Below are 19440 nucleotides of genomic sequence, written 5' to 3'. Positions count from 1 at the left end.
CAATTCTGCGCCGGAATCCATGCCGCGCGCCGGTAGCCGGCAAGGATTTTCAACCCCGCCGGCGTCGCTCCCGCCGTTGCGCGCCGAATGTGCAGTCGGGCAAGCTCGCGGGCGGCATCAGAGCGGCGGCGTGTCCTTGAACGCGGCAAGCTGCTCCGCCGCGGCGCTGAACGACGCCAGCACCGGATACGCCGATGCATCGACCTCTTCCGGCAGCATCATCTGCGTAAAGCGCCACGCTACGGCGGTGGTCACGTCAGCCTGCGTGAGCGTGCGCTCGTCCGCCGGAAGCGCCACCCCTGCCAGTTCCGTTTCCAGCGCCGAGCAGGCGGCGAGCAACTGGCCCCGCACCCGCGCGAGCCACGGCTCGTGCTGCTTCTCGGCGGGGCGCAGATTGCGCTCATAGACGATCTGCACCGTCTTTTCGCATGCGGCCAGCGCCAGCCCGGCGATGCGCAGGGCATGCTGCCGCGCGCTGCCGCCGGACGGCATCAGGCTGCGCCCGGCCTGCGTTTCGAGATAGTCGAGAATCAGGCCCGACTCCATCAGCACCACGCCGTTGTCGCAAACCAGGGTGGGGGCCTTCACCACCGGGTTGATGGCGCGGAACTGCTCGAAGGTGCTGAAGACCGAGACCGGTTGGTGTTCGAAGGGCATATCCAGCAGCCGCAGCGAAATGGCGACGCGGCGTACATAGGGTGAATCGAGCATGCCGATGAGTTGCATCCTGTCCTCCTGGGCGGGGTTGCGGCTCTCGCTACCGATACGGCGACACCGCCATCGATACCGGATATGTCGAGCCGGATGTCTTCCAGCATAATGGCATCGCCGGGCGCGGCATATGGCAAGGCATTGGAAAATGGCGCGGCGCACCGATGAATCATCGGCGCCGCGCACGGGGCATGGGAGCCGCGGATGGAGCTGGACAAGAAAGACCGATTGATCCTCGAGGCACTGCAGGCCGACGCGCGGCAGAGCCTGGCGGCGCTCGGCAAGCGCATCGGGCTGTCGCAGCCGGCCATGAGCGAGCGCGTGCGCAAGCTGGAAGACGCGGGCGTGATCGAAGGCTATGGGGCGCGCGTGAACCTGCGGGCGGTGGGCGTGGGCCTGCAGGCCATCATCCACATCGAGACCACGCATGCGCACATCCAGAAATACGTGAAGCTGTTCGAGACCATGCCGGAAGTGCTGATGGCCGATCGCGTCACCGGCGAGCATTGCTTTATCGTCCGTTGCGCCATTGCCGATCCGGCGGACCTGGAGCGCGTGGTCGACACGCTCGCGGCCCACGGCTCGGTCACCACGTCGCTGGTGCTGTCGAGTCCGGTGCGCAAGACCGTGACGATCCAGGCGGCGAGGTTGCCGGTGAAGTGATGCGTGGCGTTCTCGAGCGTCCCAGTGAGGGGAGAGGGAGTGAAAGCTGTCGTCATTTCAGACGGTTTTGGCGCATCCTGACCGCTTTGTGGCTCCCCTCTCCCGCCCGCGGGAGCGTCTCCAGCGTGCAGGACACGCCGATTTCGCTGCCGCGCATTTCACGAGCCTTGGACATCCCCCTCAGAACTTGTATGTCGCCGCCACGAACACGATGACCGGGTTCGGGCTGAGGCTCGCCTTGGAGGTGGACAGCACCGTGCCGTCCGACGCCTTGATGACCATCGACGACGTGGTCTTGAGCGGGATATAGGTCACCGAGGCGCTCAGGCCCCACTGGTCCGTGATGGCGAACGAGCCGCCCAGGTTGAACACCGGCGCGAACGCGTTCGATGCCTTGGCCTCCACCGAGGTCGGCCCGGGCTTGCCGGCGCCGGCGGCCAGGGTCGCGCCCAGGTTGTTGTTGACGGAAGCGGCGAAGGCCGGGTTCAGCTCGATATTGGTGAAGAAGTTATACGACACGCCAATGCCGATGAAGGGCCGCACCCGCGCGGTGGGCTCGAAGAAGTGATATTGCACCATCGCCGCCGGGCTCCACTGGCGCGCGCTGCTGATGATCGGGTTGATGTTGGCGTCCCCCAGCGGCTGCTGCCCCAGCGCGCCGGCCGGGCCCGGCGGGATCAGGTTGCCGTGGCCGTAGAGCTTGAACTTGGGCGGAATGCCGCCCACCGTGGCCAGCGCGATATGGTCGGTGAAGAAATGGCTGAAGGTCAATCCCACGGTGTCGGCGTTGGATGTGCTGATGCTGCTGCCCGGCGCCGAGAACGACGACGGCAGGCCCAGCGGGCCGTTGATCGGCACGTCGATCACGCTGGTGGTGAACGGGCCGCTGTTGCCGGCGGTACGGATATGGAACCAGCCCAGCGCCACCACGTTGTCACCTGCCTTCTGCGCCTGCGCGGCGGGTATGCCGCCGAGCCAGGCCAGGGTGGCGATCAGCAGCGATGCCGCCAGGCGAAAGGGTTTCGTCGTCACTGTCATGGTGTCTTCCCCGAAGCGTTTATCGTTGATTTTTCCGGACCACGCGGCGGTCATTGCACGAAGGCGCCGATGGTGAAATACGGGCCGCCGCTGCGCGACTCGAGAAAGCCGAACACGCCGCCGGCAAAGATGAACTTGCCGGTGGGATCGCTGGCCGAGCCGTTCTTGCGCGTGGTCGTCACCACGCCGGCGGTCTGTTGCGAGAAGTCCAGCTTGAGCGCGACCGCCAGCGAGGCGTCCGAGGGATGGAAGGGGTCGAGCATGGCGGCGTCGGCAGCCACCAGCGCCGTGGTGCGGTAGTCGAAGTTGCTGTCCACGCCCACGTATTCGCCATTGACCGTGCCCTGCGTGACGGCCACCGCCGGCGCCATCATGCCGATGCCGATCTCGTCGTCCGCGCCCAGCGGCATGCCGTTGGTGACCGAGCCGTTGGCGTAGCCCACGCGGATCATCACCGGCACCAGCTGGCCGCGCAGCTTGCCGACGATCAGGTAGGCGCGGCCCAGCGTGGCGCCGAGCGTGGGCGGACTGAGCTCGCCCTGGTAGTTGGCCGACATCAGGCTGCCATTGGCCTGCGGCACGAAGTTCTTGCCCTTCTGCGAACAGGTGCCGCCCGCCTTGTTGTCGCACACCTGGAAGGCGCCGTCGGCCGCCAGCGCCATGCGGTAATCCTGCGCCACGGTCTGGAAGTTCTTCGACGGCACTTCGTGGAAGCCGGAGCCGTTGTACTGGCCGGCAATCTTGCTCAGGTCGGTCTCGGTCTGCGCGAAGCCGATGAACTGGAAGTAGGGGAAGGTGGTGTCCGGTACCTTGCCGGCGCCCAGCACGCCATCGAACTGGATGCGCGCGCCGGGGATGGTGCCGCCCGCCACGCCATCGCCCACGAACAGCCGCGCCGGCCGGCTCGGATCCAGGCTGGCGCCGTTGAGCTGGAATGCGCACTGGTTGAGCTTCTCTGTGGGCAGGCCGGTCTCTTGCGACAGCGTGCCCGTCATCACGTTCTGGCCGCCGGTGGTGTCGCTGCGCGTAGGCTGCACCGTACCGGTCTTGCGCGGCACCGATGAATCGAGGAAAGTCACCGCCCAGGTCTTCCTGGTGGTGTCGATCTGCACCTTGACCAGCTCGCCCGAGCCGGTACCGCCGGTGAAGGTGGTGGCGTAATCCAGCGAGGCCGGGCACAGGCGCACCGGGATCGCCGCCGCGGTACTGGTGCTGGTGGTGTCGCCACCCCCGCCGCCGCCGCAGGCGGCCAGCAGGGCCGCGCCCAGCAGTGCCGCGCCATAGCGCAACCAGCGGCCGGGCGCGCGTTGCGTGTCGCGTGCGCGAGGCGTGGCGAGCGGCCGCTGGCCGCGATGATGCTGCTCCTTATCCTGCAGGGGGTGCTGATGCATGATCTTTGTCTCCTGAAGCGCTGTTTCGCGCGGATGCTTTATGTGTGTTTTTTTCTTCGTGCACGGCGGCCCTCCTGGCCGCCGCCGCGAGGCCGCCTCAGGGGCTCGCGAACACGCTCACGCGGAAGGTCGGATTGCCGCCGCCGGTGCCGGCCAGGTGGGCGAACACGTGGCCGGTCGAGATCAGCGCGCCCGTGGTGCCGCTGTTGTCCACCGTGCTCACCAGGCCCGGCGTGGCCTGCGTCAGGTCGAGCTGGTAGCCGCCCCTGGCGTTCATGGTGAGCGGATCGATCAGCGCGACGGCATTGCCTTGCACGATCGAGGCGGTGTAGACCAGGTCGCTGCCGGAGCCCACGTAGCCGCCGTTGAGTTGTGCATTGCTCAGCTTGCTGGCGGGCGCGAGCATGGCCAGGCCGGACTCGTCGTCGACGTTGATGCTCAGGATGGAGTCCACCTGCGCATAGCCCACCCGGATCAGCAGCGGCACCAGCGCGCCATTGAGCTTGCCCACCACCAGCACGCCCTTGGCCCGGCTGGCGTTGCCGGACGTGATGGCCTGGCTGTAGAAGGCCGGGTAGCGGCGGGTGCCGCTGGCATTGCTGCTCTCGAAGGCGCCGTCGTTCTGCGCGCGCGGCGTCCAGGGGTTGCCCGTGGTGACGCAGCTGCCTGCGCCGGCGGTGCAGCTGCCATCGGCATTCAGGGTCTCCACGGTGCGCGCCGTGGCGGGCGCGAAATTGGTGACCGGTCCGATCAAGGCGCCGCCGGACGGCACCTGGTGGTAGCCCAGCACGTTGTAGGTGCCGGCCACCTTGGTGAAATCGGTCTCTGTCTGCGCGAAGGCCAGCACCGGGTAGATCGGGAAGGTCCTGGCGGGAATGACGCCGAAGCCCAGCAGCCCGTCGAAGGAAATCGTCGCGCCCGGAATGCCGCCGCCGGCGACGCCGTTGCCGACGAAGATCACCGGCGGATTGGCCGGGTCGACGATCGCCTGCGAGGCATTATCGGAAGGCGCGGCGCTTTGCAGGGCCAGCGCACAGCGATTCTGTTCCGCGCTGGGCAGCGAAGTGAGATGCGCGATCTTGCCCGTGAAGGTCACGCCGGCGCGTGTGGGGCTCACGCTCTTGATGGCCTTCGGCACCGGCGACTCGATGATCTGCAGCCGATAGGTCATGGCGCTGGTGTTGAACTGCATCTTGACGAACTCCCCTGCGCCGGAGCCGCCCGTGTAGACCGTCGAGTAATCGAGTGAAGCCGGGCACAGCGGCGCGGCAGCCGGTCCTGTCGGCGTGGCGCCCGTGGCGGGGCAGCTGTTGGTGCTGGCGCAGGATGCGACATTGGCGCTGCCGGGGCTGGCAACGCCGTCGCCGCCGCAGGCGGCGAGCGTCAGTGCGAGGCTCGTGCCAGCCATCGCTGCAAGGCCTCTGCATGCATTCAGACGGGCCATGACTTGTCTCCTTTCTCGTTGCTTTGTTATGGTTTTTTCTTGCTCGACCTGCCGGTCCTGCCGGCTTTTCACGCCGCTTCCGGTGCAGCGACTCTCGCCGCTGGCCCGCGCGAGCGTCAATAGAGCGCCCGTTCCAAACAGGCCGCGCCGAGCGCCTGCCACGGCCGGGCAAGTGCCTGCGCCGCTTGTTCAAACCACTGCGCGTGCGCCGGCGCGTACGGATCCACCGGAACCCGCAGCGGCATCAGAACCTGTAGTCGCTGTTCTTCGCATCGAAGGCGCCGGCATCGAATGTCTTGCGCACAGCCTTCTCGAAGACGATCTTCTCGACCATGTTGCCGTCGGCATCCCACGCGGTTTCCACGCGCGGCCACGGGTTCTTCAGGTCCAGCATCAACTGCACGCGCTTGGCGTAGTAGCGTGGCGCGCCGGCGGGCAGCTCCCAGGTCAGGGCCACCATGCGCATGCCTTGTTCCTGCACGACCTCGGCGCGCGTGAATCTTTCCGTCAGGCCCGCCGCCCGCAGCGACCCGGCATTGCGCTCGAGCATCGCCACCACATACTGGAAGCCCAGGTCGCGCACCGTGTGGTTGGACTGCGCGCGCGCGATGGTGCCGTCGAGCGCGATCCACATCGAGGTGAAGCCCATCAGGCCGCCGAGATGGCCGTACATCTCATCCTTGCGCTGCGTTTCGTCGTAGAGGATTTCCTGGCCGGCCTGGCTGCCGCCCGGCAGCCACCTGGCGTAGAGCTGGCGCGGCGAATGGCGGTAGCGGATCATCATGCGTGCGGGCTGGTCCTGCCACTGGCCATTGAGCCTTTCCTGGCGTGTCATCCAGTATTCGTACTCGGGATAGCGGTTCATCTCGGCCTTGGCCCAGAGCAGCGGCGTTTCGGGCTGCAGGGCGTTGAATACCGCAAGCAACTGGTCGTCCGGCAGCCTGGCCAGCTCGCCGCTGGCCACTTGCTTCGAGAACAGCGCGGCCTGCTGCCTGGCGGAGAGTCCGTCGAAGGCGGTGCCAGAGCCCGAGGGCATGGTGGCGGCCGCAGGCGCGGCGCCGCCGCCGGGCTGTGCAAGGGCCGGCAAGGCCAGCGCGATCGCGCAGGTGCCGGCCAGCAGGCGCAGCAAGGGGGAAGGCGCTCTGGTGCGGGATGCGCTCGGCGCATCGGCGTGCGAAGGCTTCACGGTCAAGGTCTCCTGTGATGGCGCTGGCTTGCCGGAACGCAGGCGACAGCGGGCCATGCGCGTGCGCTGGACGCACGCGTGTGGTCAACGAAGCAGGTTGCCTGGGCGCGGTTCGCCTACGGCCCGCCAAGCGCGGATCGTGCGGATAGCGTGGCGACGTGGCTACGCGGCTCGGGCAGCGGATGAGCGCGGCTCGGCTTGCGCCGGCGGTCGGCCGGCGCTGCCGCGCCCCTAGGTTCTGGAGCGGGTGCGCATCCAGTCGTCGAGTGGGTTGCTCGGAAAGACGATGGGGTGCTCGCGCGCGCCGCGCACCGCCATGCTGGCGACCGCGGCGCGCGTGGCGTCCTCATTGCGGGCCGCCCGGCGGTTCCTGCGGGCGGCAGCGGCCTGGGTGTCGGCGTGCAGCGCCTGCTCCGCCACCAATGCGCTCAACGCGGCCTGCTGCGCGCGTGCCATGGCGTGCTGGTTTTCGCCGATCTGATACACGTCCTGCAGCGCGCAGAGCTGCTGGCTGGCAGGCACGGGTGCCTTCAGCGCGGCCACCACCATGGCGCTCAACTGTGCGAGCACATGCGCGTCGCTCAGGTCCTTGCCCTGCGTGAACGCCGGCAGCAGGTTGCCGAGTTCATCGCCGGCCAGCACGCCGGCCACCGCCTTGAGCGCGAAGTTCAGGCGCCATCCCAGTTCCTGCGGCGGGATCTCCGGCAGGGCGCGGGCGAAGGCGTCGGAGAAGCGGCCGAACACCGGCGCATAGTGCCCAAGCAGGTAGGACTGGATAAAGGGGGAGGTGTCCGAATACACGCGCCCCAGCAGCCGCAGGAACGATGGGCCGCCGGCCTCGGGCTCGCGCGCCATCTGCAGTGCGGGCACGAACAGCGCGCCCATGACGTGTTCGCAGCGGATTTCCTTGCCCGGCCAGCGGGCCTCGCAGGCGTCGAGCAGTGCAAGGCGCCGCGTATTGAGCGGGTCCAGCCGGCGGCCCAGGACCGCCTGCATCATGATTTCCTTGCTGCGGAAGTGATAGTTGACCGCGGCCAGATTGACGATCGCGCGAGATGTCACTTGCCGCAGCGAGGTGGCTTCATAGCCAACCTCGATAAACAAGCGCTCGGTTGCGTCGAGAATACGGGCCTTGGTGTCTCCTGCCGTGCCTTTCCCGGTCTTCATAGGGGGCGTGTCTCGTATTGTCATGCAGTGGACCCCTTGCCAATCCTGCCACTGTCCCGCTCCATGCTCTGACGGCAAACGGATGCTTGAAACAGCTGTAGGGAGCCTAGCGAGCGCTGTGGGCGTTTCACAAGTGCAATTTTGGAGAGAAGACTCTAATTCCTTTGCATTGTGGATTGTGCATTGTGCATTTGCGCGGCGCGCGGCAGATTGCTTTGTTCTCCCCCACTCAAGCAGGGGGTGCGCGCACGGCGCGCATGCACTCGCGCCGTACTGCCGCCGGCGCTCACCGGGCCAGCTCAGCGGCAAGCGCGTGGGCGTTCTGCGCCGTCAGTGCGAAGACGGACAGTTGCGGATTCGCACCGATGCTGGTGGGAAACACCGAGCCGTCCAGCACCGACAGGTTGCCCAGCTGGTGATGCCGGCCATGGCTGTCCACCACGCCGCCCTGGGGCTGGTCGCTCATGCCGCAGCCGCCCATCAGGTGCGCGGTGAACAGCGCCGCGCGGAACTTGGCCAGCGGCAAGGCGGCGATGCCCTGCCGGGCCTGCGCCCAGCTGTCGTAGTATGGCGCGTCGAGATGGGCCGGCCGCACCTTCAGGGCGCCGGCGGCGAACTGCGCCTCGGCCATGCTCAGCCAGGCGCGGCGCACGCCGTCCCATACGTAGTCGCTCATGTCGTAGTCGAGCACCGGGCTGCCGTCGCCGGCGATGCGCACGCGCCCGCCTTCGCTCTGCGGCACGAAGCCGTCGCGCAGCAGCGCCAGCATGGCGTTGGTGTGCGGCAACGCGGCCATGTCGGCGCGCAGTGCGTCGCCCACCTGGTTGAACACGCCGGCGCTGATGCCGGGGAACAGCGGCGGCACTTCCAGCTTGTAGCCCATCGCACCGGTGGCGCCATCCTTCCACTGGAAGTGATCCGAGGCGATCGATTGCGGCGCACCATAGTACGGGTCCACCTGCTCGGGCATGACGGCGATGCTGAGGTTCACCGGATGGATGAAGGTGCGCAGGCCCAGCCGCTGATATGGGTCCGGCGCGCGTGAGCGCAGCAACAGGGCTGGCGTATTGATGGCGCCGCCGGCGGCCACGTAGTGACGCGCGCGTACGGTGACGGCAATGCCGGAGGGTGTGCGGCCGTCGGCGCCAAGGGCTTCGCCGGACAGCACCGTCACGGATTTTCCATCGTGTTCCAGTGCCCGCACCCGCACGCGATGGACCAGCGTGGCGCCTTTGGCCAGCGCCGCGGGAATGGTCGACACCAGCATCGACTGCTTGGCGTTGACCGGGCAGCCCAGCCCGCAATAGCCGGAGTTCCAGCAGCCTTTCACATTGCGCGGGATCACGTGCGACTCCCAGCCCAGCTTGTCGCAGCCGCGCTTGAGCACATCGTTGTTGTGGTTGGGCGGCATGCCCCACGGCGCCACCGACAGCCGTGCCTCCATGCGCTCGAACCACGGCGCCATGTCCTGCGCGCCGTGGCCGCTCACCGCATGGTGCCCGGCCCAGTGCGCCAGCGTGGGCCCGGGCGTGCGAAAACTCGACGACCAGTTCACGGTGGTGCTGCCGCCCACGGCGCGTCCCTGCAGGATGGCGATGGCGCCATCGGCGGTGGCCCGCGCCGCGCCCTCCTGGTATAGCTCGCGATAGGCGCGGCCTTCGTCCATGTCCTTGAAGCTGTCGGCGGTGCGTAGCGCGCCCTCCTCCAGCAGCACCACGCGCAGGCCGGCCTCGCTCAGGACCTCGGCGGCGACGCCGCCGCCGGCGCCGCTGCCGGCAATGACCACGTCGGCGTCGAGTGCAAGCGGCGCGGCAAGCGCGGCGCCGTCGACGACTTTCCAGCCGGACGCGATGCCGGCGCTGTAGATATCGGGGATGGCCATGATGTCAGGCGTGCTGTGAGGCGGATGAGGCGTTGGCGTGCAGGGCGCGGTAGACCGCGGGATTGGGGCCGGGATAGCCGCTGCCCGGCCATGCCGCCGGCAGCAGGTAGTAGCCCACGCTGCAGAGCTTGACCAGCACCACGGCGCCGGCATTCAAGGTGGCGAAACGGCTGGCGCGCCAGCGCGCGAGAAAGTGGCGGGCCTGCGCGGGATCCGTCTGGCGCCAGTCCTGGCCCACGCCGCCCAGGACCCGGCGCAGCGGCCCGATGGCGAGCAGGTCGAGCAGCTTGCGCAGTTCCGCGCGCGCGTTGGCCTCCATGGCGGCACAGGTGGCGTCGACGTTGCCCAGGGCCTGCTCGAGGTGCAACTGGCGCGTGGCGGCGTCGCGGGCGGCGAGCTCGGCCACCACGGCCGGCAGCAGCGCGGTGAACAGCGCCACGTCGGTCTCGCGCAGGAAGCGCATGCCGGCCGCCGGCTGCTTGCGCGCGGGCGAGCAGCCGGACAAGGCCGGGATCAGCCCGGCGCAGGCGATCGCGGCGGACAGGCCGAAGCCGATCCTGAGGAAGCCGCGCCGCGATAGCGCGGCGGCGTCGGGCGGCTCGGTGGGTGGGATGGGCATGGCGTCTCCGGTCTTCGGTGGTTTGGTTTGCTGCCCTCTCCTGCTTGTGGGAGGGGGGCAGCACCGTCGTCATTTCGGACGGCTTTGGCGCATCCGGTCAGCTTCGTCCGGCGCTTCGGACCTTGCATTTGCGGGACAGCCCGCATTGACGCTCGCCTCAGTTTGGACAAAGATCGTTCCCCGGTCTTGATCCCGCATGACAGTGATTTGATGCCACGCGCCAATGCGGCGGCCAGCGCAGCCGCCATCACCGCCATCGCTCCCGCTTCCTGTTTCGCTGAAACGGGCGGCACCGTGTCGCTGCCGTATCTGCGTACCGTGCTCGACTACGGCGAAGCCGCCGGCATTGCGCCGGCCGACCAGCTGGCGATGGCCGGGCTGGATCCCGCCTTGCTCGACGGCGCCGGTGGCCCTGCCGCGCGTGTGCGCGCGGCCAGCTACCTGGCCTTGCTCGACGGCCTTGCCCATGCGGCCGGCGATGCGCTGGCGGGCCTGCACGCGGGCGCGCGGTTCCGGCCGCGCCACTATGCGGAGATGGGCTATGTGGTGCTGACCACGCCCACCGTGCGCGAGGCCATCCTGCAGGGCATCCGCTACGAGGTACTTGCCAACGACATCGGCCGCACCCGCCTGCATGAAACGGCGCAGGGCGCGTGGATGACGTGGGAGGCGCTGCATGGCCCGCTTTCGCGCCACGCGCACGAGTTGCATATGGCCACGTGGATCTGTTTCGCGCGGTGGCTGCTGGGCGATGGCCACTTTGCCGAGCGCATCGAGTTTCCCCACGCGCCGCCGCCGGGCGGCCATGCCGATGAATACGCACAGGTGTTCGGTTGCCCGGTCGTGTTCAACGCGCCTCGCCATGCCATGCACATCGCCCCCGCCCTGCTGGCGCGCCCGTCGATGCAGGCCGATGCGCAGATGCAGGCGCAGATGGCGCGCATCGCCCAGGCCCAGCTGCGCGCGCTGGAGGCGGGCGGCACCGGGGAGATCGCGCAGGCGCGCGCCTTCATCGGCGGCGCGCTGCACCGGGGCGAGGTGCCGATCGCCGCGGTGGCGGCGCATCTGCGGCTGCCGGTGCGCACGCTGCAGCGCCGGCTGCAGGCGCAAGGGCTGAGCTACTCCGCGCTGGTCGACGGCGTGCGCCGTCTGAAAGCCGAGCACTATCTTGCGGACCCCGCCATCAGCCTGGCGCAACTGGCCATGTTGCTGGGCTTTTCGGAGCAAAGCGCGTTCAGCCACGCATTCAAACGCTGGACCCAGGAAACCCCCAACGCCTGGCGCCGGCGCCTGCTCGGTGGCGCTCGCGGCTGATTTCCTTGCCCCCTGCGGATCGTTTCGTGACCCCCGGACTGCGCGGTGCGCGGTTTCAAACGCAGCGGTGGGTACGCCGCCCAGTGCGCCAAACGCCGTTTTCTTGCGTTTAATGCGGTCAAAACATCACTAAAATCTGCCAAAAATTAGAGCCGGTATTCCAAATCGCGTATTGACCCCGGGCCTTCGGCTGCCTACGATGACATCCATCAATGTCACAATCAATGATGTTGCGACGCGGTGCGGCATCCCGCCGTACCCGCCAGCGGCACGAGAGACAGCCCATGAACGCCCCTGCGGACCTGCCACCCGAGTTATCCACAGCCGTGCCCTTTCTCCAAGGCCCCGGCCCGGCCGAGCATTGCGATATCGCCATCATCGGCACCGGTTTCGCCGGGCTGGCCATGGCGATCCGGCTCAAGCAATCCGGGCGGCATGACTTCGCGATTTTCGAGAAGGCCGCCGCGGTCGGCGGCACCTGGCGCGACAACCACTATCCGGGCTGCGCCTGCGATGTGCAGTCGCACCTGTACTCCTTTTCCTTCGCGCCCAACCCGGACTGGTCGCGCATGTTCTCGCCGCAACCGGAGATCCGCGCTTACCTGGAACGCTGCACCGACCAGTTCCGCCTGCGCCCCCACCTGCGCCTGAACCATGAACTGCGCCGCGCGGCGTGGGACGAGGCAGGCGGCACCTGGCAGCTCGAGATGGCCGATGGCAAGCGCGTGCGGGCACGGGTGCTGGTGTCCGGCATGGGCGGCCTGAGCCGGCCCGCCTATCCCGATATCCCGGGCCTGGACCGGTTCCGCGGCGAGGCGTTTCACTCGCAGCACTGGAACCACGGCTATGCGCTGGCGGGCAAGCGCGTGGCGGTGATCGGCACGGGCGCGAGCGCCATCCAGTTCGTGCCGCAGATCGCGCCGCAGGTGGCGCACCTGGACCTGTTCCAGCGCACGCCGCCGTGGATCATGCCCAAGCCCGACCGCCGGGTGTCCGCCGCCGAGCGCTGGCTGTTCCGCCGCTTGCCCTTTGCGCAGAAGCTGCTGCGCACCGGCATCTACTGGACGCTGGAGTCGCGCGTGCTCGGCTTCGTGGTGCATCCCGGGCTGATGAAGGTGGTGGAGCGCATCGCGCGCCGCCATATCAGGCAGCAGATCGCCGACCCCGCGTTGCGCGCCACCGTCACGCCGGACTACACCATCGGCTGCAAGCGCGTGCTGATCTCCAACGACTACTTCCCGGCGCTGGCGCGCGCCAATGTGGATGTGGTCACCGCCGGCATCGACCGCATCGAGGCAGACGCCATCGTGATGCGCGACGGCAGCCGCCGCGAGGCCGACTGCATCATCTTCGGCACCGGCTTCCACGCCACCGACCCGATCCCGCGCGGCGCCATCCTGGGCCAGCGCGGCACCGACCTGCTCGATGCCTGGCGCGACGGCGCCGAGGCCTATCTTGGCACCACCGTGGCCGGCTTCCCCAACCTGTTCCTGGTGGTCGGCCCCAACACCGGCCTGGGGCACAGCTCGATGGTGTTCATGATCGAGTCGCAGGTGAACTACATCCTCGGCGCGCTCAAGGCCATGGGCGAGCACGGCGTGCAAGCCATCGGCGTGCGCCCGCCCGCGCAGCGCGACTACAACGCCGGGCTGCAGCGCAGGCTGGCGCGCGCCGTGTGGTCGGAGGGCGGCTGCGTGAGCTGGTATCTCGACCCGAAGAGCGGCAAGAACACCACGCTGTGGCCGGGCTTCACCTGGCAGTTCCGCCGCGCCACCGCGCGCTTCCGGCTGGCGGATTACGAGACGCGCCCGCTGATGCGCACTGCGCCTGCCGCGCAGGCGGGCGAAACCAGCAGCGCCGGGCAGGCCGTGAAGGCATGAGCCCCATGCGCCGCAGCCCGCAAGCACAACGCACAAAACGCAGGCAAGACACACCCGAGGAGACCCCGGCATGAAGCACTTCAAAGACAAGGTGGCCGCCATCACCGGCGCCGGTTCGGGCATGGGCCGCGCGCTCGCGCTCGCGCTGGCGTGCGATGGCTGCCGGCTGGCGCTGTCCGACCGCAATGAAAAAGGCCTGGCGCAGACCGTGGCCGAGCTCATGCGGGTGGCGCCGGGCCTGGCCTTTACCCAGCACTGCGTGGATGTGGCCAACCGTGCCGCCATGTATGCCTGGGCCGAGGAGTCGGCGCGCGCGCACGGCCGCGTCAACCTGATCTTCAACAATGCCGGCGTGGCGCTGTCGAGCACCATCGAAGGCATGAGCTACGAGGATCTCGAATGGATCATGGGTATCAACTTCTGGGGCGTGGTGCATGGCACCAAGGCCTTCCTGCCCTACCTGAAGGCCAGCGGCGAGGGCCACGTGATCAATACCTCGAGCGTCTTCGGCCTGTTCGCCCAGCCCGGCATGAGCGGCTATAACGCCAGCAAGTACGCGGTGCGCGGCTTCACCGAATCCCTGCGCCAGGAGCTGGACATGCTCGCCTGCGGCGTGTCGGCCACCTGCGTGCTGCCGGGCGGCATCAAGACCAATATCGCCCAGGCCAGCCGCATTGCGCCCAACGTCGCCGGCTTCCTGGTGCACGACGAGCAGCAAGGGCGCGAGGATTTCGAGAAGTACTTCATCACCACGGCGGACAGGGCCGCGCGCGTGATCCTCGATGGCGTGCGCCACAACCGCCGCCGCGTGCTGATCGGGCCCGACGCGGTGGCCGCCGACATGATGGCGCGGGTGCTGCCCGCCGCTTACCAGGCGCTGGTGGTATTCGACGCGCGCCGCAAAGGGCCGCTCGGCAAGCCCGCCGGCACGGGCGCGCCGGCGGCGAAGACCGCGGGCGGCGGAGACGCGCAATGAACCGCGCCGCCATGCCGGCGGACAGCCGCCTGCTACAGCCGCCGGGCGTGTTCACGCGCTGGTTCGGCCAGGGCCGCATCGGGCTGTTCAGCCTGTCGCGCGAAACGCTGGCACGCCGCCACGCGCTGCCGGGCTCGCGCTGGGTGCAGGTGATGGGCACGCTGGTGCACTACACCGACGAAGGCGCGCCCGATGCCGAGCCGCTGCTGCTGATCCATGGCTTCGGCGCCTCGCTGCATACCTGGCAGGGACTGATGCCGGCGCTGACGCAGCGCTACCGCGTGCTGCGCGTGGACCTGCCGCCCTTCGGCCTGACCGGGCCGCTGCGCGATGCGCACCGGCGCATCGCCACCATGGACGTCGACGCCTATCGCCGTTTCATCGATGGCTTCTGCGACGCCGTCTGCCTGCAGCGCGCCAGCGTGATCGGCAACTCGCTCGGCGGCCTGATCGCCTGGGACATGGCGGCGCGCCATCCCGGCCGCGTCGGCAAGCTGGTGCTGATCGACGCGGCCGGCTTCCCGATGCAGCTGCCGCGCTATATCGCGCTGTTCAACCACGCGCCGGTGCGCTGGTCGGCGCCGTGGATGCTGCCGGAGTTCGTGATCCGCGCTGCCACGCGCGACGTCTATGGCGATGCCGCGCGCGTGGACGAGGCCACCTTCCGCCGCTACGTCGACTTCTTCTACGCCGAGGGCAGCCGCGAGGCCGTGGGCCGCATGGTGCCGAAGCTGGATTTCGACGCGCTCGACACCGGGGTGCTCGGCGGTATCCGCGCGCCCACGCTGGTGCTGTGGGGCGAGCGCGACCGCTGGATCCCGCCCGCGCACGCGCAGGCCTTTGCCGAGCGCATTCCGGGCGCACGCCTGCAGCGCTACGCGGGCCTGGGCCATATCCCGATGGAAGAAGACCCGCAGCGCGTGGCGGCGGACCTGCTGCCTTTTCTCGACGGGCGCTGAAGCGGCATAGCGACATTGCCGCAAGGCGCCACGCCAGACGTATTCAACGAATCGACAGGAGCCATCATCATGATGCCAGTCCGACGCGATGTGCATCCCCATTTACCGGCCAGCCGCATCGGCGACTGGCATGTACGGGGCCGCCACGTCACCCACTTCGTCAACGCGCTATCGATCTTCTTCCCGGCCGGCGAGCGCTTCTTCATCGATAGCGTGCGCGCCTATCGCGACGATGTCGCCGACCCCGAACTCAAGCGCGCCATCGCCGGCTTCATCGGCCAGGAAGCGATGCACACGCGCGAGCATATCCTCTACAACAAGCTGATGAACGACGCTGGCCTGCCCGCCGCGCCGCTCGACCGCTTCGTGGCCAGGGTGCTCAATCTCATGCGCAGGATCCTGCCCAGGTCGTGGCAGCTCGCGCACACCATCGCGCTGGAGCACTACACCGCCATGCTCGCCGGCGGCCTGCTGGCCGACCCCGAGCAGATGGGGGGCTCCGAGCCGGGCTATCACCAGGTGTGGATCTGGCACGCACTGGAGGAAACCGAGCACAAGGGGGTGGCCTACGATGTGTGGAACACGGTGATGAAGCCCGGGCTCTCGCGCTACCTGTTGCGGGCCTTCACCATGCTCACCACCACGGCGACGTTCTGGGCGATGGTGTTCGTATTCCATATCCGGCTGGTGATGGCCGACCGCGAATGCCGCAACAAGCTGGGCGGCTTCCTGGGCGCGGCGAAGTTCCTGTGGGGCAGGCCCGGCGTGCTGCGCAGGATGATGCCGGCGTGGTTCGATTACTTCCGCCCGGGTTTTCATCCGTGGGATCACGACAACCGCGCGCAGCTCGCGCGCATCGAGCCGCTGATCGCCGAGATCGAGGCGAATGCCGCGCGTGCCGGCGTCTCCAGCCGCGCGCCTTCGGTGAGGGCCGCGGCATGACGGTGTGGCAATGCGAGATCTGCGGGCTGGTCTATGACGAGGCGGCCGGCATGCCGGAGCACGGTATCGCGGCGGGGACGGCCTGGGCGGCGGTGCCGGAGGACTGGAGGTGTCCGGATTGCGGGATGAGGAAGGGGGATTTCTCGATGGTGGCGTTGTAGGCCTGGGTGTTCAAGTCAAAGGCCTGACTGCTCAGCGCTTGGACTTCCCGGATGCGCGCGTCGGCTTGCCGCCCTCGCCCTCCGGCTCGTCATGCAAGTGCTCGATGATCGCCGCCACGCGGTCGCCCAGGTATTTGTTGGCAGACTGCTCCAGCGCCCGCTTCATCTCCGCCTCCACCGCCACCATGGCAAGCGGGCGGATGCGCCACAGGATGTCCACCAGCCGCGGCACGTCCTGCGGCGGCGGCAGCCTGCCTTCGCCGAAGCGGTCCAGTTCGCGCACCACCATTGCCACGATCCGGTCCGATACCGCCTCGAAATGCCCGCGCGCATGCTCGATGATGGACAGCACGTCCTCCAGCGGAAAACCCGCCCGCGCGATCTCGGCGCCGGCGGCCAGCGTGCGCGGGCTGCGCGCGAGATAACCCATGCCGTCCGGCTCCAGCAGGCCGAGCGAGATCGCCTTGGCCAGCGCCGGGCGCGATACCGCGCGGCCGAACAGCCTGGCCAGCGACAGGTAGGAGTAGTGCCGCGGCTGCTCGTCCGTCCACGGGCTGCTGATGGCCGTCTCCAGCCCGAGGATGGAGCGCAGGTCGTGGCCCTCGACGATGGCCTTGAGCAGTTCCTGGATATTGCCAAGCGTATAGCCGCGCGCCAGCAGGTGGTTGATCAGCCGCAGCCGGCCCAGGTGCGTCTGCGTGTAGATGCCTACCCGGCCGCGCCGCTCGGGCGGATCGATCAGGCCGCGGTCCTGGTAGGAGCGCACATTGCGCACCGTGGTGCCGGCCGCGCGCGCGAGCTCGTCGATGGTGTATTCGGGCGGCGCGCCGTTGCCGGCGGCGGCATCGTGCGCGGGGGGCGGAGAGGTGGGCGCGGCGCTGCGCTTGAAGAGGGCCATGGCAAAAATTCTACCCGACTCGCGCGGCCGCCGTGCGCCGTGCCCCCGGGGCCGGGGCGCCGGGCCGGTAGGGCTACAATCATCGCCAGCGCCGCCGCTGGGCGGCGCCTTCCCTCAACTTCACTGCGCCCCTGCGCGCGCGTTCCGATGCATATCCGCTGGCTCGAGGATTTTGTGTGCCTGGCACAGGCCGGCAGCCTCGCGCGCGCGGCGGAGCTGCGCAACGTCACGCCGCCCGCCTTCGGCCGCCGCATGCAGGCGCTGGAAGTATGGGCCGGCGCCCCGCTGATCGACCGCAGCGTGTTTCCGGTGCGCCTGACCAGGGAGGGCAAGCAATTCCTGGAAGCGGCCCAGAGCGCGCTGCGCACGCTGGACGAGGCGCGCCTGTCGCTGCGCGCGGCGCATCGGGCCGATGCCAGCACCGTGGTGATCGCCACCGGCAAGACGCTGGCACGCTCGATGGTGCCGGCGTGGCTGGCCAACCTGCGCCAGCAGCTGCGCAACGACCCGGTGGCGGCGGGATTCCGCACGCGGCTGTCCACCTTTCCCACGCATGACGCGATGGTGATGTTCACCGAGGGCGACGCCGATTTCCTGCTCTGCTACAACGCGCCCGAACAGCCGGTGACGCTCGACGACGCGCGCTACCGGGTCCACCTGGTGGGCGAGGAGCGGCTGGTCTGCGTGAGCGCCGCGACGGACGGCGGCGGGCCGTTGTACAAGCTGCAGGCACGCGGCCGCGCGCCGGTGCCGATGATCGCCTATGCCGAAACGCTGACGCTGGGCCGCATGGTCAACCAGGAAATCGCGCGGCGGCGCCTGGCCAGCCGGCTCGACGTGATCGCCATCAGCGACCTGGCCGAGTCGGTGCACGAGATGGTGCGCCAGCGCATGGGCATCGCCTGGCTGCCGGCGCGGCTGATCGCCGACGACCTCCACGCCGGGCGGCTGGTGCGCGTCGGGCTGGAGGCGGGCGGCGAGACCGACCTGGCGATGCAGATCCTGCTCTACCGCCCGCGCGCGCCCATGCGGCCGCTGGACGAAGCCTTCTGGCGCGCCGCGGTCGCCTAGCCGCCGCCTGCCTGCCGCGCCCGCCCCTTGCCAAAACGGCAAGCGCCGTTGCCAAAGCCGCACGTTGTTGCAGCCGCACGCTCTCTAAGATCGCCGCTTATCCGTCGGATATCCGTCAGATAACGGATCCGCAAAGCCAAAGGAGAGAGACCCGCCATGAACAAATTGCTGCGTGCGGCTGCTGCCGCGTCCTTCATCATGCTGGCCGGCGCCGCCGGCAACGCCAGTGCCTCGGCCTGGCCGAACAAGCCGATTTCCCTGGTGGTGGGCTACACCGCCGGCGGCAGCGTCGACCTGGTGGCGCGCACCATCGCGCCGGAGCTGGGCAAGCGCCTGGGCCAGAGCGTGGTGATCGAAAACCTCGGCGGCGCGGGCGGCACCATCGGCGCGGCCAAGGTGGTCAAGGCCGAAGCCGATGGCTACACGCTGCTGATGGGCTCGGGCAGCGAAGTCTCGATCGCGCGGCTGACCAATCCCGCCGTGCGCTACGACGGCGAGCGCGACCTGGCGCCGATCACCTTCGTCGGCACCCAGCCGATGGTGCTGGTGGGCAAGAGCGCGCTGCCGGCAAAGAATGCCGACGAGCTGATCGCGCTGGCCAAGGCGCAGCCGGGCAAGCTTGCCTACGCCTCGTCCGGCGTGGGTACGCCGCTCAACCTGGCCGGCGAACTGATCAAGCAGCAGGGCAAGGTCAATATCACCCATGTGCCCTATAAGGGGGCGTCGGCCATGGCGACCGACCTGCTCGGCGGGCAGATCGACCTCGCCGTGATGGTGCTGTCGTCGGCCCTGCCCCATATCCAGGCGGGCCGGGTCAAGGCCTACGGCGTGACCGAGGCGCGCCGCTCCCAGGTGGCGCCCCATGTGCCTGCGCTGGCGGAAAGCAGCGCGCTCAAGGGCGTCGACATGGGCGTGTGGTTCGGCCTGATGGCGCCCGCCAACACGCCGCGCGCCGTGACCGAGCGACTCAATACCGAGATGCAGGCCGTGCTGGCCATGCCCGACGTGAAGAAGAAGCTGGCCGAGGCCGGCGTGGAAGTCGCGCCCGGCGGCCCGGGCCAGTTCGGCGCGTTCATCAAGCGCGAAACAGCGAAGTACAAGAGCATCGTGCAGACCGCGGGCATCCACGAATAAGCCG

Annotated in this window: 18 protein-coding genes; 9 read left to right on the top strand and 9 right to left on the bottom strand. The window is 68.8% G+C overall.

The annotated features are described in order from the left end of the window. Positions 1–117 precede the first annotated feature (117 nt). Positions 118–726, bottom strand: a complete 609-nt coding sequence (locus tag P3W85_RS17340; protein ID WP_276265689.1) for a glutathione S-transferase — start codon at positions 724–726, stop codon at positions 118–120. Between the two features lie 189 nt (positions 727–915). Here P3W85_RS17340 and P3W85_RS17335 point away from each other — a divergent pair, with 189 nt between their 5' ends. Continuing rightward, complete coding sequence (locus tag P3W85_RS17335) at positions 916–1374, top strand: Lrp/AsnC family transcriptional regulator (protein ID WP_276265688.1); 459 nt, start codon at positions 916–918, stop codon at positions 1372–1374. A gap of 180 nt (positions 1375–1554) precedes the next feature. Here the strand turns inward: P3W85_RS17335 and P3W85_RS17330 are convergent, their stop codons facing one another. The 7 genes from P3W85_RS17330 to P3W85_RS17300 all read right to left on the bottom strand — a co-directional run bounded on the left by P3W85_RS17330 (position 1555) and on the right by P3W85_RS17300 (position 10101). Next, positions 1555–2412, bottom strand: a complete 858-nt coding sequence (locus P3W85_RS17330) for an OmpW/AlkL family protein (protein ID WP_017230783.1) — start codon at positions 2410–2412, stop codon at positions 1555–1557. Positions 2413–2462: 50 nt separating this feature from the next. Beyond that, entirely contained in the window at positions 2463–3803 is a 1341-nt protein-coding gene (locus P3W85_RS17325) for a DUF2957 domain-containing protein (protein ID WP_276265687.1), read from the bottom strand. A 97-nt stretch (positions 3804–3900) separates the two neighbouring features. After that, positions 3901–5247 carry a DUF2957 domain-containing protein gene (locus P3W85_RS17320; RefSeq protein ID WP_276265686.1) on the bottom strand — a complete coding sequence of 449 codons (1347 nt, stop codon included), beginning with the start codon at positions 5245–5247 and terminating at the stop codon, positions 3901–3903. A 244-nt stretch (positions 5248–5491) separates the two neighbouring features. Then, on the bottom strand, positions 5492–6373 hold the full coding sequence (locus tag P3W85_RS17315; RefSeq protein ID WP_430869563.1) for a DUF1571 domain-containing protein: 882 nt from the start codon (positions 6371–6373) through the stop codon (positions 5492–5494). A gap of 291 nt (positions 6374–6664) precedes the next feature. Further along, entirely contained in the window at positions 6665–7600 is a 936-nt protein-coding gene (locus P3W85_RS17310; protein WP_276265685.1) for a TetR/AcrR family transcriptional regulator, read from the bottom strand. Positions 7601–7886: 286 nt separating this feature from the next. Continuing rightward, positions 7887–9482 (bottom strand): GMC family oxidoreductase, encoded by a 1596-nt coding sequence (locus tag P3W85_RS17305; protein WP_276265684.1) that lies wholly within the window; start codon positions 9480–9482, stop codon positions 7887–7889. A 4-nt stretch (positions 9483–9486) separates the two neighbouring features. Beyond that, positions 9487–10101, bottom strand: coding sequence for a hypothetical protein (locus tag P3W85_RS17300; RefSeq protein WP_276265683.1), 615 nt, complete (start codon positions 10099–10101; stop codon positions 9487–9489). Between the two features lie 210 nt (positions 10102–10311). Between P3W85_RS17300 and P3W85_RS17295 the strand changes: the two genes are divergently transcribed. The 6 genes from P3W85_RS17295 (at position 10312) to P3W85_RS17270 (ending at position 16333) form a co-directional block, all read left to right on the top strand. Then, entirely contained in the window at positions 10312–11415 is a 1104-nt protein-coding gene (locus P3W85_RS17295) for an AraC family transcriptional regulator (RefSeq protein ID WP_276265682.1), read from the top strand. Between the two features lie 284 nt (positions 11416–11699). Continuing rightward, on the top strand, positions 11700–13295 hold the full coding sequence (locus tag P3W85_RS17290; RefSeq protein ID WP_276265681.1) for a flavin-containing monooxygenase: 1596 nt from the start codon (positions 11700–11702) through the stop codon (positions 13293–13295). Positions 13296–13365: 70 nt separating this feature from the next. Next, complete coding sequence (locus P3W85_RS17285) at positions 13366–14271, top strand: SDR family NAD(P)-dependent oxidoreductase (protein WP_276265680.1); 906 nt, start codon at positions 13366–13368, stop codon at positions 14269–14271. Then, positions 14268–15230, top strand: a complete 963-nt coding sequence (locus P3W85_RS17280) for an alpha/beta fold hydrolase (RefSeq protein WP_276265679.1) — start codon at positions 14268–14270, stop codon at positions 15228–15230. Before P3W85_RS17285 ends, P3W85_RS17280 begins: the two co-directional genes overlap by 4 nt. 69 nt (positions 15231–15299) lie before the next feature. After that, positions 15300–16172, top strand: a complete 873-nt coding sequence (locus P3W85_RS17275; RefSeq protein ID WP_276265678.1) for a metal-dependent hydrolase — start codon at positions 15300–15302, stop codon at positions 16170–16172. Further along, on the top strand, positions 16169–16333 hold the full coding sequence (locus P3W85_RS17270) for a rubredoxin (protein ID WP_276265677.1): 165 nt from the start codon (positions 16169–16171) through the stop codon (positions 16331–16333). The genes P3W85_RS17275 and P3W85_RS17270 overlap by 4 nt, the downstream gene beginning before the upstream one ends. Positions 16334–16364: 31 nt before the next feature. On the opposite strand, the gene P3W85_RS17265 is transcribed toward P3W85_RS17270, so the two are convergent. Next, positions 16365–17231 carry a MerR family transcriptional regulator gene (locus tag P3W85_RS17265; RefSeq protein ID WP_276265676.1) on the bottom strand — a complete coding sequence of 289 codons (867 nt, stop codon included), beginning with the start codon at positions 17229–17231 and terminating at the stop codon, positions 16365–16367. 147 nt (positions 17232–17378) lie between these two features. Between P3W85_RS17265 and P3W85_RS17260 the strand changes: the two genes are divergently transcribed. Further along, the gene (locus tag P3W85_RS17260) at positions 17379–18302 is read left to right on the top strand and encodes a LysR family transcriptional regulator (RefSeq protein WP_276265675.1); all 924 of its coding nucleotides are present in this window, start codon (positions 17379–17381) and stop codon (positions 18300–18302) included. Between the two features lie 156 nt (positions 18303–18458). Further along, the gene (locus P3W85_RS17255) at positions 18459–19436 is read left to right on the top strand and encodes a Bug family tripartite tricarboxylate transporter substrate binding protein (protein WP_276265674.1); all 978 of its coding nucleotides are present in this window, start codon (positions 18459–18461) and stop codon (positions 19434–19436) included. Positions 19437–19440 lie beyond the last annotated feature (4 nt).

This window comes from Cupriavidus basilensis, from assembly GCF_029335485.1.
In the GTDB taxonomy this organism is placed as follows: Bacteria; Pseudomonadota; Gammaproteobacteria; order Burkholderiales; family Burkholderiaceae; genus Cupriavidus; species Cupriavidus basilensis_E.
Note: the sequence above shows the minus strand (reverse complement) of the source record. Positions and strands in the feature narration are given on the sequence as shown.

Excerpts from the sequence above, each read along its gene's own strand:
- P3W85_RS17340 (WP_276265689.1), bottom strand. The coding sequence starts at position 726 with ATGCAACTCATCGGCATGCTCGATTCACCCTATGTACGCCGCGTCGCC.
- P3W85_RS17335 (WP_276265688.1), top strand. The coding sequence starts at position 916 with ATGGAGCTGGACAAGAAAGACCGATTGATCCTCGAGGCACTGCAGGCC.
- P3W85_RS17330 (WP_017230783.1), bottom strand. The coding sequence starts at position 2,412 with ATGACAGTGACGACGAAACCCTTTCGCCTGGCGGCATCGCTGCTGATC.
- P3W85_RS17325 (WP_276265687.1), bottom strand. The coding sequence starts at position 3,803 with ATGCATCAGCACCCCCTGCAGGATAAGGAGCAGCATCATCGCGGCCAG.
- P3W85_RS17320 (WP_276265686.1), bottom strand. The coding sequence starts at position 5,247 with ATGGCCCGTCTGAATGCATGCAGAGGCCTTGCAGCGATGGCTGGCACG.
- P3W85_RS17310 (WP_276265685.1), bottom strand. The coding sequence starts at position 7,600 with ATGAAGACCGGGAAAGGCACGGCAGGAGACACCAAGGCCCGTATTCTC.
- P3W85_RS17305 (WP_276265684.1), bottom strand. The coding sequence starts at position 9,482 with ATGGCCATCCCCGATATCTACAGCGCCGGCATCGCGTCCGGCTGGAAA.
- P3W85_RS17300 (WP_276265683.1), bottom strand. The coding sequence starts at position 10,101 with ATGCCCATCCCACCCACCGAGCCGCCCGACGCCGCCGCGCTATCGCGG.
- P3W85_RS17295 (WP_276265682.1), top strand. The coding sequence starts at position 10,312 with ATGCCACGCGCCAATGCGGCGGCCAGCGCAGCCGCCATCACCGCCATC.
- P3W85_RS17290 (WP_276265681.1), top strand. The coding sequence starts at position 11,700 with ATGAACGCCCCTGCGGACCTGCCACCCGAGTTATCCACAGCCGTGCCC.
- P3W85_RS17285 (WP_276265680.1), top strand. The coding sequence starts at position 13,366 with ATGAAGCACTTCAAAGACAAGGTGGCCGCCATCACCGGCGCCGGTTCG.
- P3W85_RS17280 (WP_276265679.1), top strand. The coding sequence starts at position 14,268 with ATGAACCGCGCCGCCATGCCGGCGGACAGCCGCCTGCTACAGCCGCCG.
- P3W85_RS17275 (WP_276265678.1), top strand. The coding sequence starts at position 15,300 with ATGATGCCAGTCCGACGCGATGTGCATCCCCATTTACCGGCCAGCCGC.
- P3W85_RS17270 (WP_276265677.1), top strand. The coding sequence starts at position 16,169 with ATGACGGTGTGGCAATGCGAGATCTGCGGGCTGGTCTATGACGAGGCG.
- P3W85_RS17265 (WP_276265676.1), bottom strand. The coding sequence starts at position 17,231 with ATGGCCCTCTTCAAGCGCAGCGCCGCGCCCACCTCTCCGCCCCCCGCG.
- P3W85_RS17260 (WP_276265675.1), top strand. The coding sequence starts at position 17,379 with ATGCATATCCGCTGGCTCGAGGATTTTGTGTGCCTGGCACAGGCCGGC.
- P3W85_RS17255 (WP_276265674.1), top strand. The coding sequence starts at position 18,459 with ATGAACAAATTGCTGCGTGCGGCTGCTGCCGCGTCCTTCATCATGCTG.